This is a genomic window from Candidatus Limnocylindrales bacterium (genome assembly GCA_035559535.1).
Taxonomy (GTDB): domain Bacteria; phylum Moduliflexota; class Moduliflexia; order Moduliflexales; family JAUQPW01; genus JAUQPW01.
In genome coordinates this window covers 152,893-168,538 of the sequence record DATMBG010000043.1, presented here as the reverse complement: position 1 = coordinate 168,538, position 15,646 = coordinate 152,893, and the positions used below count along the sequence as shown (strand labels likewise).

The 15,646-nt window shown below is 47.8% G+C and carries 12 protein-coding genes and 1 tRNA gene; 3 read left to right on the top strand and 10 right to left on the bottom strand.

Translation table 11 applies throughout. The features are described from left to right. Positions 1-150 precede the first annotated feature (150 nt). A complete protein-coding gene (locus VNM22_16345; protein ID HWP48727.1) occupies positions 151-936 on the top strand; it encodes a prolipoprotein diacylglyceryl transferase in 786 nt (261 codons plus the stop codon). Here the strand turns inward: VNM22_16345 and VNM22_16340 are convergent. From VNM22_16340 to VNM22_16305, 8 genes are all read right to left on the bottom strand, one after another. After that, positions 861-2,387 (bottom strand): S8 family peptidase, encoded by a 1,527-nt coding sequence (locus VNM22_16340; protein HWP48726.1) that lies wholly within the window; start codon positions 2,385-2,387, stop codon positions 861-863. The two genes, VNM22_16345 and VNM22_16340, sit on opposite strands and share 76 nt — an antisense overlap. A gap of 170 nt (positions 2,388-2,557) precedes the next feature. After that, entirely contained in the window at positions 2,558-3,181 is a 624-nt protein-coding gene (locus VNM22_16335) for an amino acid synthesis family protein (protein ID HWP48725.1), read from the bottom strand. Between the two features lie 62 nt (positions 3,182-3,243). Next, the gene (locus VNM22_16330) at positions 3,244-4,170 is read right to left on the bottom strand and encodes a hypothetical protein (GenBank protein HWP48724.1); all 927 of its coding nucleotides are present in this window, start codon (positions 4,168-4,170) and stop codon (positions 3,244-3,246) included. Between the two features lie 35 nt (positions 4,171-4,205). Then, positions 4,206-5,576: a hypothetical protein gene (locus VNM22_16325; protein ID HWP48723.1), complete on the bottom strand. Its 1,371-nt coding sequence runs from the start codon at positions 5,574-5,576 to the stop codon at positions 4,206-4,208. A gap of 108 nt (positions 5,577-5,684) precedes the next feature. After that, positions 5,685-8,480 carry a molybdopterin cofactor-binding domain-containing protein gene (locus tag VNM22_16320; protein HWP48722.1) on the bottom strand — a complete coding sequence of 932 codons (2,796 nt, stop codon included), beginning with the start codon at positions 8,478-8,480 and terminating at the stop codon, positions 5,685-5,687. A gap of 35 nt (positions 8,481-8,515) precedes the next feature. Then, the gene (locus VNM22_16315) at positions 8,516-9,403 is read right to left on the bottom strand and encodes an FAD binding domain-containing protein (GenBank protein ID HWP48721.1); all 888 of its coding nucleotides are present in this window, start codon (positions 9,401-9,403) and stop codon (positions 8,516-8,518) included. Next, positions 9,404-10,564: an amidohydrolase family protein gene (locus VNM22_16310; protein ID HWP48720.1), complete on the bottom strand. Its 1,161-nt coding sequence runs from the start codon at positions 10,562-10,564 to the stop codon at positions 9,404-9,406. It lies immediately after the preceding gene. Between the two features lie 237 nt (positions 10,565-10,801). Beyond that, positions 10,802-12,034 (bottom strand): NAD(P)/FAD-dependent oxidoreductase, encoded by a 1,233-nt coding sequence (locus tag VNM22_16305; GenBank protein HWP48719.1) that lies wholly within the window; start codon positions 12,032-12,034, stop codon positions 10,802-10,804. A gap of 77 nt (positions 12,035-12,111) precedes the next feature. On the opposite strand from VNM22_16305, the gene VNM22_16300 reads away from it, so the two are divergent. After that, positions 12,112-12,711 carry a Maf family protein gene (locus VNM22_16300; protein ID HWP48718.1) on the top strand — a complete coding sequence of 200 codons (600 nt, stop codon included), beginning with the start codon at positions 12,112-12,114 and terminating at the stop codon, positions 12,709-12,711. A 93-nt stretch (positions 12,712-12,804) separates the two neighbouring features. Beyond that, positions 12,805-13,647 (top strand): 3-deoxy-8-phosphooctulonate synthase, encoded by an 843-nt coding sequence (gene kdsA / locus VNM22_16295; GenBank protein HWP48717.1) that lies wholly within the window; start codon positions 12,805-12,807, stop codon positions 13,645-13,647. Between the two features lie 45 nt (positions 13,648-13,692). Here kdsA and VNM22_16290 read toward each other — a convergent pair. Both VNM22_16290 and rpoD read right to left on the bottom strand, forming a co-directional pair. Next, positions 13,693-13,766: transfer RNA gene (locus tag VNM22_16290), tRNA-Ile, on the bottom strand. A gap of 52 nt (positions 13,767-13,818) precedes the next feature. Next, positions 13,819-15,576 carry an RNA polymerase sigma factor RpoD gene (rpoD, locus tag VNM22_16285; GenBank protein ID HWP48716.1) on the bottom strand — a complete coding sequence of 586 codons (1,758 nt, stop codon included), beginning with the start codon at positions 15,574-15,576 and terminating at the stop codon, positions 13,819-13,821. Positions 15,577-15,646 lie beyond the last annotated feature (70 nt).

The window sequence follows — 15,646 nt, the reverse complement described above, 5'->3', positions numbered from 1 at the left end:
ACGCGGGGACACGGAGATGTGGGGAGTGGGAGACACGGAGAGTGGGAGATATGGAGACAGAATTCTCTGTCTTACCATCTTACCATACCCCATTATCCCCCGCGTCTCCGCGTCCCCCTGTCCAAAAAAGTATAGTTCAGGATTCTCTTCATGTATCCTGTTTTATTCAACATAGGAGGCTTTGCTTTATATACCCAAACGGTATTGCTGGTCGTTGCTTGTCTGGCCGGACTCTGGTTGGCACTCCGGTATGCGAGGAGATTATCGATTCCTCGAGATGTGGTTGTGGATGCAACCTTCTGGGGATTTTTGATTGCCGTTTTAGGGGCTCGCTTGCTTTTTGTCCTTTTAAATTGGTCCTACTACCGCCTTTATCCCACCCAGATTTTAACCCTGGAGGGGGGAGGACTATCCTTTCAGGGCGGACTGATAGCTTCTGGAGTGACAGTTTTATACCTGGCTCGAAGGCGTGGTTTGGATATCTGGAAGGTAGGGGATACCCTGGCCCCGGGTCTGGCTTTAGCTTTACCCATTATGCGCATAGGATGCCTGATGAATGGGTGCGATTCCGGAATTATCACAACGGTTCCCTGGGGGATTACAATAAACGGCGCTGTTCGACATCCTATTCAACTTTATGAGGCAGGTCTTAACCTTCTCCTCCTTCCATTACTATCCTACATGGCAAGCAATTATCGGCAATTGTCCATCCCTTCCGGTTCCCTGCTTCTCACTTACCTCTTTTTATCTTCCCTCATCCGTTTCGGTGTAGATTTCTATAGACCTTCAGAGGAAAAACTTCCCCTAGGTTTTACAATCCCCCAATTGATCTCTCTGGGAATTATGATGATAGCCTTGTTTTACCTCTTACACCGACGGTCTCGATTCCAAAATTTCCAGCCGGCGATCAAAAAAAATATAGCCCCCAGGGTATGAAGAAAGGGCCCACAGATCCCAGGGGTCGTTTTACCGGGAGGTGGCGGAAGGGAAGAGGAAGGCGGTGTAGGAGTCGGAGAACCCCCCGAACCTGGTTTGGTAGCTTCTGTGAGGGCTCTAAAGGCATTGATTCGACCGAAGCCAAAAAAATCGTCTCTTCCCGGATCTCCCAGATCGTCTGCCGTGGAAGTTAAGATAGACCGTACCTGAGTATTAGATAAAGAGGGATTTTTGGAAAGAATCAAACCTACCAGGCCTGCAACGTGGGGGGTTGCCATGGAAGTCCCGCTCCAGGCCTGATATCTATTGTTGGGAAGAGAGCTATAAATGGCCTGACCGGGAGCGACTACGCTGAGATAAGCTCCGTAATTGGAAAAACCGGCCTTTATGCCTTGTTGATTGGTAGCTCCAACGGCAATAACCTCAGGAAATGCCGCCGGATATTCCACCGTATTTGAATTATCATTCCCACTTGCAGCTACAATCACGGCACCACGACGATAGGCATCTTGAATGGATAGCTCCATAGTCCTCGACGGATTGGATCCTCCTAAGCTTAGATTAATGACCCGGGCTCCGTGATCGACGGCATAAGTAATACCGTTGGCAATCCAGGTATTGGCACCTGAACCATCCATATCTACCGACTTGACTGCTAAAATCTTGCAATTCCAGCAAACCCCTGCAATTCCCTTATGATTATTGGAAATAGCCGCTGCAATCCCACTGACATGGGTTCCATGTCCGTTATCATCCATGGGATCTTCATCGTTATTTACAAAATCAGAACCTTTGAGGACTTTACCTGCCAGGTCTTCGTGATTATAATCCACACCGGAATCCACAATTCCGATAATTACGTTAGAACTTCCCCTTTCCAGATCCCAGGCTTCCACGGCATCAATTCCATTCTTATCAGTTGTTTGGAGACCATATTGGAGGGAAAAGAAGGCATCATCTGGAATAGCCGAAATAAAATAAAAATAGTTCGGCTCGGCATATTCTACCTCTTCCAATCCCGCATATTCCCGGGCAGCCGCTTCTACATCCTTGCTCTCATCAATTTTCAGTTTTAAAACATTGGAAAGTTCATCTGCTATCAGGGTTCTGGACTCCTGGGCTCTCTGCTTAAATACAGGTTCAACGGCACGTACCTGATACTTGCTATTGAGGAAATCTAACATTCTGTTCCCCGTTTCGGTTGGCCGTTCCATCATCTTTTGCTTTGAAACCACGGCCTCCGACTTCAATTTGATAATAACCTCACCGGGAACATACTTTGGCTTTTGGACCCGAGAAGTTGGAGACCTTTCCTGAGCCTGCGAAATAGAGGGTAAAAGAAAGACTTCCAAGGCAACAGGCAAAAGGGAGCAGGTGAAAGATCCAACGCAAATGATAAAAAACAAAACGTAAGATACTTTACTTCTTTTGTAAAATCTTTGCTTTTCCATCACAAATATCCCAGGTCGCTCCTCCAGAACTTGAAAAAATTCTGAATGACTGGATCCCCTGACTTACGTCAGGGGCTACCGACCGTTCGCCTCTGACGGGGCTTTTCAGCTTATCCTGGCAGCTATGGGGACCGGGGGGTAAGGGTCCATCCTTTTTTACCCATCCCTTTTTATCTCAGACCGTCTTCTTTCCTGGCCTCTTCTTTCCTTAAACCTCCAATTCGGGCCAGAGGTCTTCCTCCATCGGTCACAGCCAGGGCCACCAAAATTTCTGTAGGCCTTGGAGAATCCGCTACCCGCACCTCCATGGCATCGAAGTGGGAACGGACAAAGGCGGCATCTTTGTAATGGAGAGGAATATCAATAGGAGTAGCCGGAGGTCCGACCTTTTTGGCTGAAGGAATAATTGCCTTTCCTCCTCCTACCTGTTTTCGAAAAGGATCTCCAAACTTGGGATGGAGGATAGCTGCCGCATGCTCCAGTTCTCCAAATATTCCCACGACAGCTGCTTTACCATAGCTCTCTACCTTATCTGGAGAAATCCCCAGAGCCTCCACTGCGCGCTTCCCCAATAGATCTCCCAGTTCTGCCCCGATTTCAATGAGTTCGGTTAAATCTTCGACATATTTTCCTGCAAACGGATTTTCTATCACAGCAATGGCCGCGGCTTTCTTGATCGGTTTTGGAACTTCCCGGCCTAACTCGCTTAAAACCTCCTCAACGATGGTAACGAATTTTCTGATTTTCATTTCTTGAATCTGTTGTCCATCATTCGTTGCCTGTTGCTTTCTCATCTGTCAAACAAAGACGTTTAACCTACTCTATCATCGGTAACGGACAACGAACAACAGACAGGTTAACAGTAAATTATTCTTTCTCGTAAACCCTCTGTCATGAAGATATCCTCCTGAATGGCAATCAGTGCATCTTGAATGGCTCTTCGGGTTCTCAAGAGTTCTGCTGCCTCCAATCCGTTTTGTAGAGCCCTGAGTCTCTTTTCCCTGCTAAGAGTTCCTACCCTGTAAGTAACCAGATGACCCGGAATATCAGTTAAGGGATTTATCTGCTCAGCCGGTCGGCGTTCAATGGCCGGATCTTCGATATTTGTTCTATTTCCAATGAATGTTGCCGCCGCATCGGCATAACCTGCATTCTCCGCAAACGCTGTAGCGGCAGTGGCAATTCCCTTGGTAAAGCTGTGTCCTCCCAGTCCACTGGTCGCTACGCCACCAATTCCATCGGATTTGAAAAGGGTTACTTTACAGCGTATATGGTGGGAAGCCAGAGCGGTTCGAATTCCAACTACGATACTCTCCTTATTTCCCAAGCGAATGGCGATATCCCCTCCGTTATCCACCACCACTTTCTGTCCCCCTTTTTCTACCAGAAAGTCGGCCACTTTATCCGCAATACATCCGGCAACCGCCGCCATGGGGGTAAAGGTCGGATCATCCAATCTGGCTACCGACTGAATCATATGATTGACGACGTCGGGATAATTCGGGCCCTCTCTAACCTTGCAGATATTCTGGAAAACCACCTGTTTATAACGGGCAACTTGATCGAATACCTGAGTCCCCTTTTTAACACCTTCCAGGGCCAGAGGGGTATTGGGCCCATGGATATCGTAGACGGTGACCACTAAAAACATCGGCCCATACTGAACAGAAGCCTGACCTTCCTTTATCAATCGAAACTCTTTCATGGAAAGGAATTGCTTTCCACCCCAAGCAGTTATAGGAACATCGTCCGTCAGACCCCACAACTCTAAGGGAAAGTTCATAAACCCGGAGAAGAAGGGGCCATATTTTGTTTCCCCTAAGGTCTCTGGTAAAAGACTACCGGATCCCTTAGTTCCTTTAAAGGTACGATCGAGTCTGCAAATCCTCCCAGTTCTAAATAGAGATCCAGCGGCATGGTATATTCAATAGGAGCTACCATAGCCGGTGTGGGAATCCAACCAAAGGAACCCTTCATGATTTTCTCCACATCTACCAGGTAGGTAATTCCCCCCCCTGGATAAATGAATACGGGAGCACCTCCGGAGGTCATTTTAACCCTACCCTGATGTACTGCTTCGGTAAACTTCAAGGGTTTAGAGGCAACTCCTACCCGGGCACTTCCACCGGCTCCTCCGATAAAAAGGGCCGATACCCGGGAAGGTTCACAGTTTTCCTGAATGAGTTGAACAACCCGGGAAGCCTGGGGAGTCAATGGAATTTCTATCAGCTTGCCTCTCTGAACCTGAAATAAAGCGCTTCGCTCACCGGTAGCCTCCGTGATCAAGATGGTCATCCCTTCTTTATCCCGGATGTTTTCGATATAACTGATAACGTCTACGGGATTCTGAATGGAGGTTCCTCCCCAACCCTCTCCATCATCACCAAAATACCGACCTGGAGAGCTTCGACGGAATTTAAGATGAATACCGGAAAAACCCGAAGCTAAATCCTTACCCACGGGATGCTCTGTATAGATCGCAGTTAAATCTGAGTCGATTACAATGACCTCATCTGCGGCTTCTCGGAAAGGATACGCAAATAAAGCCATGGCTGCGCTTCCACAACCCACCCGCATCTTTTGGATTTTTTTCCCATTGATAACAGGAGCTTCCCCCACCCGGAATTCAATATGGGCTCCCCTTTCTATTTGAACCTCCACCTTTTCTCGATTGGCAATGGCTTCCATGAGGAGAACGGTTTTCAACCCGGATTTTTTCTCCTTGATGAAATTAATTCCCCCCAGGCTGAGCATCTTGGATCCATACTGTTCTTGTGCTACAAACCCAACCTGAACTCCCTCGCTATGAACCTTGGCACACTCCTCCCCGATATACTCATCGGTATCCAGTTTAATTTCCATCCCACAATAACTGAGCGGCACTTCCGATACCACCGTAACCACTTCGACACCACTTTCCTCGTATTGAACGATAAAGGGAGCTCTTTTATAATCCGGATAAGTGGTTCCCGAACCGATCCCTGTAATTTCCGGTTGTAGTTCGTGATTTGTTATCGGCTGGTCGTTATCTGCCGCAACCTCCTTGATAGCGTCATAACGTACCAGTGGGATCGTCCGGCGAACCTCACCGTTGTAATTTTCATACCGTAAACAGGCTCCCTTCTGGCCGGGCCGAATTCGGCAGAAAACAGGGCAACATTTGCAGGTTACAATATTTTCCTCGGACATCTGTCCGCCGTCCGTTGTCTGGGGTCTGTTGCTCTCTTGACCTCCATAACCCTGAACCCAGAGAGATAAGCCAGAAAAATGGTCTTCGGATTCTCTGTATCCGGAGTTTCAACGGGCCCCGGACAACGAACTATTTTTTAAGGCATTAAAAACCTTCTCTGGAGTTGCCGGAAGGCTATAAATCCGGGCCCCTGTGGCATTATAAATGGCGTTAATAATGGCCGGGGCCGTGCCGATCATGGCCAATTCTCCTACCCCCTTTGCACCAAAAGGACCTGCAGGTTCTTCACTTTCAATGATAAGGGGATAAATTTCGGGAGTTTCCTCGAAGGTTGGAATTAAATAAGTGGAAAAATTGTGGGTTTTCTCTGGAACAAACCGTTCTGTAAGGGCAAATCCTAACCCCATTACAACCCCTCCTTCAATTTGACCCTCGACGCCTTTGGGATTGATCGCTCTGCCGACATCGTGGGCTGCGATAAACTGAAGGACCTTAACTTCCCCCGTACGGGTATGGACTTGAACATGGGCCAGATGGGTTCCGAAACCATAAGTTTGGTAAGGAGATCCCTGTCCAAGCTCGCTGAGAGGGGTTGTTTGAGGATCAAAGTAGCCCATAAAAGAGGTGGGAGACCGGGTATCTCGAAGATAACGGGCAACTTCGGCAAAGGATACAGATCGTTGTTGATCCTGAGAGAAGATATACCCACGACCCACGTTTAAGCTATCTATTGGGCATTTCAAGAGTTCTGCTCCTCGTTTCAGCAAAGTCTCCTTCAGTTGTCCTGCTGCATCCCGAATAGCATTTCCTGTGATAAAAACCTGGCGGCTGGCCGAGGTTTTTCCGGAATCAGGGGTAATTTCTGTGTCGGCTGTAGTCAGGCGAAGTTGATCCATAGAGGTTTCCATTTCATCGGCCAAAATTTGAAGAAGAACCGTGCTTGAACCCTGTCCAATATCGGCTGCACCGGTATAGAGATGGATTTTCCCATCGGGCTCCAGTTCTAATCTCACGCGGGAAGGGTTGCTCATGGCCGTATTTCCAATTCCATACCACATACCCGCTACCCCAAATCCATAGGCGAAATCTCCTTGCCGCCCCAGAGGATATCTTCCCTTGATCTCCTCCCATTTATTCCGGACGGCCAGCAAGGTTTCCTCCATTCCGACACTCACACCCAAGACCTGTCCGGTAGCTGTAACCGAGCCGGGTTTCAAACAGTTTTTTAACCGAAGTGCGATAGGATCTATACCCAATCTGGTCGCCAGGATATCCATCTGGGATTCGGTTGCAAAGGCCATTTGCGGCGTGCTGAATCCTCTCATGGCTCCGGCAATGGGATTGTTGGTGTACACAACCTTACCCTCACCCAGGTAATGGGAGAGGGAGTAAGGACCACTCCCGTGGATAACCGCACGCTTAATGACAGTTGGACCCCACGAAGCATAAGCCCCGGTATCTCCTACAATGTTTACCTGAGCCGCAACCAGGGTACCATCCCGTTTAGCACCCAGTTTACAAGTCATGACATAGGGATGGCGTTTTGTGGTACTGAGAAAGGATTCCTCCCGGCTGTAAGTCAATTTAACCGGTTTTCCAAACTTATGAACGGCCAGAGCCAGGAAAGGCTGAACGGAGATATCCAGTTTACCTCCAAATCCTCCCCCCGTGGTTGCCTGGATAACCCGAACCTGATGACCCGGTACTCCCAGGATCCTGGCAGTCGCTTCCTGATCCATGTGGGGGGTTTGGGTCGAAACCCGCAGGGTAATGCGACCCTTTTCATCCAGGTAGGCAATTCCGGCTTCAGTCTCAAGGTAAGCATGCTCGATGAAGGTAGTCTCAAAGGTATTCTCCACAATAATTTCAGATTGGGAGAACCCTTCTTCTACATCACCTCGCTTTACCATGGGATTCGAAAGTATATTTCCGGAGTCATGGAGTTGGGGGGCATCCGGTTTCAAAGCCTCAAAGGGTGAGAACAGGGCAGGTAGTAGTTCATAGTCCACCCGGACCTTTTCTGCAGCCTTTTGAGCTCTTTCTCGAGAAGAGGCAACCACCATAGCCACGGCTTCCCCTTTGAACCGGACCCGATCTTCGGCCAGAACCGGCTGATCTTCAACAATAATACCAAACCGATTACGACCGGGAATATCTTTAGCCGTTAGAATCCCCAGAACCCCCGGTTCCAGGAGAGCCTCTTCCATTTGAATCCTCAAAATCCTGGCATGGGCATGGGGACTCCGCACCAGGTGAAGGTAATGCATATCCTCCAGATGATAGTCATCTGCATATTTGGCTGTACCTGAAATCTTCTCGGCACCATCCACCCGGGTTATGGAGCGGCCAACCAGGCGGATAGGGGAGGGGGAGAAGGCAACTGCCCCATCTTCCCTACTCCCCTGCTCTTCTACCCGGGCATCTCCATTTTTTGGATCTCCCTGCAGGAGGAACGCTGCAAACTCCACTGCTTCCAGGATCTTCACGTATCCTGTACATCGACAAAGATTACCGGATAAAAAGGTTTTAATCTCTTGTCGGGAAGGATTGGGATTTTTATCTAACAGAGCCTTGGTTGCCATGATCATCCCAGGAATACAAATTCCACATTGAACCGCCCATTTTTCCAAGAAAGCCCGTTGGATAACGGGAAAGTCCGGGTGCCCGGCCAATCCTTCGATGGTTATCACGGTACTCCCCTGTACTTTACCTACCGGTATTAAACAGGAATTAACCAGAGTTCCGTTAACAAAAACACTGCAAGCTCCACATTCACCTTCCAAGCACCCCATTTTGGTACCTGTTAATTTTAGATCTTCCCGTAAGACCTGTAGCAATGACTTGCCGGGATGCGAAAAAACACAGACAGGCTGTTCATTAAGGGTAAAACGGATTTCAAACATGGATGGTTACAGTTGTTAAGCTAAAATAGGGACGGTCAGGATGAATAGGCAGCTTTTCTGATTGCATGGATCAACACATTTTCTACAATCGCAGGGACTACTTCCCGGCGATAGGTAGCCGTGGCACGGATATCGTCGATAGGCGCGATAACCTGAACGGCGGCTAGCGCAGCTTCTTTGATAAGATCCCTGGAGATTGGACGCTCCTGCAGGATTTCCTCGCTTGGTCGGGCACGAACTGGTGTAGGAGCCACAGCTCCCAATACCAATCGGGTCCGTTCTATGCGGGACTTATCCTTGCTTAACTGAACTACTGCAGTAGCACTGACCACCGAAATAGCCAAACCATGCTGACTCGAAGCACGGTTAACTAACTTGTAAAACGAACTTCCAACATAACCCTGGTAAACAGGAACTAAAAGGCGCGTAACCAGGTGATTTTCAGGCAGCCCTGTTTTTTTAGGCCCTTTAAGGAAAGTTTCGATATTTTGCCGATAATATTCCTGCCCATAAGCTATCTCAACTTCCCCATTAAGGGCTATCAGGGCCGTCAAAGCATCTCCGGCCGGGGAAGCATTTACCACATTCCCCCCCAATGTTCCCACATTACGAATCTGGGCGGAACCGGTTCTCTGGGAAGCTTCTACCAGAGCTAAACCATAACGCTGGACCGGTCGACTCAACAAGACATCTCGATAGGTTACCACACTTCCGATGACCAGTTGATGATTTTCCAGCCGGATGTTTCGCATCTCCGCAACCCGAGAAACATCTAAAATCGGATTTTTCCGTTGTTCGGCCTCTGCGATCAGGTCCCTATTGAAAACCATCAAATCGGTCCCACCTGCCAGAATAATAACCCTTTCCGATGCTGCAAAGAGAAATTCAGTCGCTTCTTTAAGGGACCTGGCCAGAATGTACACTTAAGATACCTCCGCCATACGAGCTGCTGGAGGAGTATTTCGACTTTTCTGGACCTTAATCTCGCCGTCGACGAGAACCATGGAGATGCCGGGAAGGTCGCCTGCTTTAAGGGCCGAAAGAGCATCTTTTCCGGCGGAGCCTATGGGAGCATCGATAATTATCAGGTCTGCTTCGTAACCCGGTTTGATAAATCCTACCGGAAGGTTATGGACACGAGCCGTATTTCCCGTGGCCATAGCAAAGATCTGTTCGGGAGCCACCTCTTCAAAGGACGAAAGAAAGCTCAGAACCCGTAAGATGCCCAACGGTATGACACCTGTTCCGGAAGGGGCATCATTTCCGATAATGATACGGTGCAAATTTCCCGTCTCTCGTGCCGTGGTTAAAGTATGCAAAGCGGCTTTGATATTACCACAATGGACTATCTCCAGGGCCATGTCGGTTTGAGTCACCAACTTCTCAATATCTTTTAAAAGCATCGAAGTATGGCCTCCGTTGATGTGTCCCACGATATGGGGGCTTGCTTCCATAACGGTATCTGCAGTGATCGCATTACTTCCTGCAATGGACGGGCCTCCGGTATGGATCGTAACGGTCATATCGTATTTCTTGGCCCACCGTACCATCGGTGCAGCATCTTTCCCTTCTTTCACACTCCCCAGCCCGATCTCACCGATAAGTTTCACCCCGGCCCGGGCCATTTCGGCAAAGTCTTCCTCAACCATCCCCAGTTCCAGAATGGGAGCCCCCGCATGAACTTTGACTCCGCTGGGTCTCAGATTTTTAAAAGAACGGGCGGCTACTATGGCCAGCGCCTTCACACCTACAATATCCTTAGGCCGACCCGGTAAATGAACTTCTCCGGCAGAAATCATGGTCGTTACCCCACCGTGGAGCTCACTATCGATGAAATCAACCGTTCTCTGCCTGGGCGTAAAATCTCCAAAAACTGGATGGACATGGGAATCTATTAAACCCGGGGCTACCGTACTTCCTTTGGCGTCAATGATTTTCTGGGCACCTTCCGTCTGACAATCTTTCCAATATCCGGTTTGGAGAATCCGACCGTTCTCAATCACCAGCGTATCCCCCTCCAAAAGAGGATTAGAAAAATCTCCCGAGATCAGCGTCCCAATATTTTTTATCACCGTCTTCGCCATAACTTTTAAGCCTTATCTTAGGCAGTAAATTGTTTTATATTTTTTACTTCTCTGTAGGAAGAATTTAACTCCTTTTATCGATAAACAGTTCCCTTGTCAATATAAAAATCAGCAAGAATTCACGTTTTTGATAACCCCTATAAGGGGGTAGATATTCGGGTTTTGTATTGAGAAGGGGGAGGAGTTTGGATGAGACAGGTTTTTCGCTATGCCTGGTTCCCGGGGATTAAGTAGATTTTATTTTCCCACCGATATGCCGGCCGTATAGCCGCTTGCCCAGGCCCATTGAAAATTGAAACCACCAACGCGACCGTCTACATCGCAAATTTCCCCACAGAGATATAACCCGGGACAAACTCTCGATGCCATGGTATTGAGGTGCAGTTCGTCGAGGGGTACCCCACCGGCTGTAACTTCGGCGAAGTTGTATCCACGATGACCGGTAAGGGGTAACGGTAATCGGGTAACCGTATGAACCAGGGCCTTCCGCTGGGTTCGGGTCAGTTGATGACCCGGGGTACCCGGTTCAACACCGGCCTGTTCACAGAGAGTACGTGCCAATCGTTGGGGTAAATAGGTATGAAGATACCTTTGCAGAAGGGTCGATCCCAAGGCTTGCAACTCCTGATCCATCTGTTCTGGAGTCTTTCCAGGTAGCCAATTAATGGTCAGTGTGGTCTTAGGATCCTCATACCTGGCTGCGATATAGTATCGGCTTATATCGAGGACGGAGGGTCCGGAAAGTCCAAAATGGGTACAAAGCGTGGAGTCGGTGAACGAAATTAACTTTTTGCCACTTCCTGACCACAAATCCAGGGTGGCCGGTACGGTGATTCCACTCAGGGCGCAGATAAAATGATCCTTTGGTAAGGTCAAAGGCACGAGAGCCGGAAAGATATGGGGTGTGAGGCGGTGACCCAGAGATTTAGCGATTTCATAACCGTGTCCATCAGAACCCGATCGGGGAAGGCTTTTTCCTCCGGTAGCCAGGACTACATAGCGTGCATGGATCTGGCCCCACACCCCCCGGATGCAAAAACCTTCCTTTGTTTTCTCAACCCTCTCTACCCGGTAAGGATATTTGATTTGTACATTAGCTTTCTCTACCGCGACGAGTAAAGCCTGGAGAACGGTTTTTGCGTTATCGGTAACAGGAAAGAGTTTCCCGGTTTCTTCTCGTTTGAGATCAACACCCAACTCTCGGAAGAATTCAACGGTTTGAGGGACATCAAATCGACGAAGCACCTTCTTAATGGCATTGCGGGAGGAACCTGCATAGGCATATTCGTCGACCTGATCATGGGTTACATTGCACCGTCCCCCACCAGATACAAGGATCTTTGCTCCGAGCTTACGGGCTCCATCCAGGATGATAATAGAGCGGTTTGGATCTGTCCGTCCTGCCCAAATGCCGGCCATAAGTCCCGCTGCCCCTGCTCCAATGATGACAATGTCCGCCTTTTTATGCATAGGGATTGGCAACCTCTACACGGTTTTTATATTTTCTGAGTTTTCTTGGTAGCCTTTGTGGATTATATTTCTCTTAGATGAAGGATCTGAATATTATTCTCGCATCTGCCTCCCCAAGACGTCAAGAGCTCCTCCGGCAAATCGGGGTGAAGTTTGAGGTCATTCCGAGTTATATATCGGAAGACTTTGAAATAACCTTACCACCTGGAGAAGCCGTCAGAATACTTGCTGAACGGAAAGCTACAGCAGTGGCACAAATCCGACCTGAGGCCCTTATTATTGCAGCAGATACGATTGTTTATTTAGACGGGAATATCTTAGGTAAACCCGACTCCCCTGAAAAAGCTGCCGAAATGTTACGGCAATTAAGTGGGCGCACCCATCAGGTTATTACAGGTGTTGCCTTCCGTTGTGTAGAGCGAGGAATTCAGGAATCTTTAGAGGTCACGAGCGATGTAACCTTTGGAGTGCTTTCGGAGGATCTGATTACCCGGTACGTTGAAACAGGAGAACCTCTAGATAAGGCTGGAGCTTATGGTATTCAAGGAATGGGTGCTGTTCTGGTAGAGTCTATCAAAGGCTCTTACTCCAATATTGTTGGACTTCCTTTGTTTGAGGTTGCCAGGGTTTTGAGACGTTATATGGGTAGCTGGGATTATTTAAATACTCTAAGGTAAATGGCAAATGGTTTGGAACCCTATTTAAACCCCTTTTAAAAATTCTTTTTTAAGATAAGTCATTTAGTCCTTTATAAGGAAAGGAGAGAATCCATGATGAACCTCAGTCAAGAAGTCAGGGTAGGTCCGATAAAAATAGGTGGTGGGAATCCTCTGGTTCTTATAGCCGGTCCTTGTGTGATAGAAAGTCCCGAGCATACTTTACGAGTAGCCGAGAAGCTCAAGGAAATCACGTCGGATTTGAGAATTCCTTTGATTTTTAAAGCCTCTTATGATAAGGCCAATCGAACCTCGATCCATTCATTCAGAGGTCCTGGATTAATTCGAGGGCTTGAAGTGCTTCAGGCTGTCAAAGATAAATTTAAGATACCGGTTTTGTCGGATGTCCATGAGACGAATCAGGTAGAGGTAGCGAAAGAGGTTTTGGATGTTATTCAAATTCCTGCTTTTTTATGTCGGCAGACGGATCTGGTTTTGGCAGCAGCCGAAAGTGGGCGGGTCGTAAACGTAAAGAAAGGTCAGTTTTTGGCTCCTTGGGATATGGAACATGTGGTCAAAAAAATAGAATTTGCAGGGAATCGAAAAATTTTATTGACGGAGCGGGGAACTTCCTTCGGCTATAACAATCTGGTGGTAGATATGAGATCTATTCCCATCCTGCAGAAGTTCGGTTATCCGGTTATTTTCGATGCCACCCACAGTGTTCAGCTCCCAGGTGGAGCCGGATCCAGTTCTGGGGGACAGCGGGAATTTATTCCCCACCTTGCCCGGGCTGCGACGGCCCTTGGATGTGAAGCCCTTTTTATGGAAGTCCATCCAGAACCCCATGAGGCTTTATCCGATGCAGCCACAGCCTTCAAACTGGCAGAACTTCCAGGACTCTTGCGACAACTGATAGAAATCCACGCTTTGGTCCGGAGTTTCCCATCTGGGTAGTTTAAAAGGGTAGGGGAGGGTTTAAATGAGAGGGATCAATGGTTATGGGCCGTGAAGGATTCGAACCTTCGACCTACGGATTATGAGTCCGCTGCTCTACCAGGCTGAGCTAACGGCCCTTTTAAATCTAAGAAATATACTTATGTTAAGCGTTGTACCAGGTAGTTTATTCTAAGTTCTATCCAGAAAAGCTCTTAACTTTCGGCTTCGGGTAGGATGGCGGAGTTTTCGGAGTGCTTTTGCTTCGATTTGGCGGATACGTTCTCGGGTTACATTGAAATCCTGGCCTACTTCTTCCAGGGTATGTTCCCCACTTTCTCCAATTCCAAATCTCATACGCAGCACTTTTTCCTCGCGGTAGGTTAAGGTGCTTAATACCTGGCGAGTTTGCTCTTTGAGGTCCATGCTTACCACTGCATCCGATGGGGCTATGACCCCTTTATCCTCGATGAGATCTCCCAGGTGACTATCCTCTTCCTTACCGATGGGTGTTTCCAAAGAGATAGGTTCCTGAGCTATTTTCATAACCTTACGAACTTTCTCTACCGGAAGCCCGACCTTTTCGGCGATCTCTGCAGAAGTCGGTTTTCGTCCCAGTTCTTGAACTAAATATCGAGAAGTTTTAATGAGCTTATTGATGGTTTCGATCATATGAACCGGAATTCGGATTGTTCTGGCCTGATCAGCAATAGATCGGGTAATAGCCTGACGAATCCACCAGGTTGCATAGGTACTAAACTTGTAACCCCGGCGGTATTCGAACTTATCTACGGCTTTCATCAAGCCGATATTCCCCTCCTGGATGAGATCCAGAAATTGTAATCCACGGTTTGTATATTTCTTAGCAATACTGACGACCAAACGTAAATTGGCTTTAATAAGCTCACTTTTAGCACTTTCGGCCTTAAATTCTCCGGTTCTAATTTTTTGGAGGGCACGTTTCAGCTTAGCTGCCGACATACAGGCTTCTAATTCCGCTCGTCGAATTTTTCTTCTTCCATTACGGATCACCCGCTCAAGCTCTTCGACCATCTCCAGAGAGAGGCTGGTCTGCCTTTCCAATTCTTTTCGTTCGGCTTCATTACTCTTTCTCAACTTGCGGGCGTATTTCTTTAATTCACTTACGCTCATCTTAGCCTGTTCTTCACAGGCTTTGATTTCACTTTCGCCTTTTTCAATACGATCCACGAGTACTTCTATTTTCTTAACGATTCGGTTAATTTGCATGGGATGCAGATTCATCTGCTGCATCACTTCGGCAGCTTTGGCCAACTGCTCCTTTTTAGCCATTTCCAGCTCTTTCTTTTTAGCCGGATCCAAATCACCGGCCATCAATAAGCCTTCAATCCGGGTCATTTCTTTCTCATGTTTTTTCAACTGATTGGCCAATTCTACAAAATTTTCTGCCAGTTGCTCAATCCGATTCTCCTGCAGTTCGTCTCCCTCGCTAACCTGAATAATCTCCCGGATTTTAATTCGATTGGCCATGTAACGCTTGGCTAAAGCTAAAATCTCCCTAACCGCTATCCGGGTCTCGGTAACCACTTTAAGAACTTCCTTTCGACCGCTCTCGATTCTTTTGGCAATCTCAACTTCACCCTCTCGAGTTAATAAAGGAACCGCTCCCATTTCCCTGAGATACATACGTACCGGATCATCGGTTTTACCTACATTCTCCGAGGTTACAATCTTGCCAACCACCCGGGTCTTCTTACCCATGCCGTTGGACTTCGGTTCTCGAGGGTGTCGATCATCGACGATATCGATGTCAAATTTCTCTAAGAGGATCAGAATATCATCTATTTGCTCAGATGATACAATTTCGGCGGGAAGAATATCATTAATTTCTTCGAAGGTTAAAAACCCTTTTTCCTTGCCAAGATTTATCAACTGTCGCTTTATCTCGTCAAGGGGTACATCTTTAGTCATAGCACGTTTTCCTCCTGTTTATGAGGGATTACGCTTACCGGGGGGAATAAATATACCGTAATATAAGCTC

Excerpts from the sequence above, each read along its gene's own strand:
- VNM22_16325 (HWP48723.1), bottom strand. The coding sequence starts at position 5,576 with ATGTCCGAGGAAAATATTGTAACCTGCAAATGTTGCCCTGTTTTCTGC.
- kdsA (HWP48717.1), top strand. The coding sequence starts at position 12,805 with ATGATGAACCTCAGTCAAGAAGTCAGGGTAGGTCCGATAAAAATAGGT.
- VNM22_16300 (HWP48718.1), top strand. The coding sequence starts at position 12,112 with ATGAAGGATCTGAATATTATTCTCGCATCTGCCTCCCCAAGACGTCAA.
- VNM22_16340 (HWP48726.1), bottom strand. The coding sequence starts at position 2,387 with ATGGAAAAGCAAAGATTTTACAAAAGAAGTAAAGTATCTTACGTTTTG.
- VNM22_16335 (HWP48725.1), bottom strand. The coding sequence starts at position 3,181 with ATGAGAAAGCAACAGGCAACGAATGATGGACAACAGATTCAAGAAATG.
- VNM22_16310 (HWP48720.1), bottom strand. The coding sequence starts at position 10,564 with ATGGCGAAGACGGTGATAAAAAATATTGGGACGCTGATCTCGGGAGAT.
- VNM22_16345 (HWP48727.1), top strand. The coding sequence starts at position 151 with ATGTATCCTGTTTTATTCAACATAGGAGGCTTTGCTTTATATACCCAA.
- rpoD (HWP48716.1), bottom strand. The coding sequence starts at position 15,576 with ATGACTAAAGATGTACCCCTTGACGAGATAAAGCGACAGTTGATAAAT.
- VNM22_16320 (HWP48722.1), bottom strand. The coding sequence starts at position 8,480 with ATGTTTGAAATCCGTTTTACCCTTAATGAACAGCCTGTCTGTGTTTTT.
- VNM22_16330 (HWP48724.1), bottom strand. The coding sequence starts at position 4,170 with ATGAACTTTCCCTTAGAGTTGTGGGGTCTGACGGACGATGTTCCTATA.
- VNM22_16305 (HWP48719.1), bottom strand. The coding sequence starts at position 12,034 with ATGCATAAAAAGGCGGACATTGTCATCATTGGAGCAGGGGCAGCGGGA.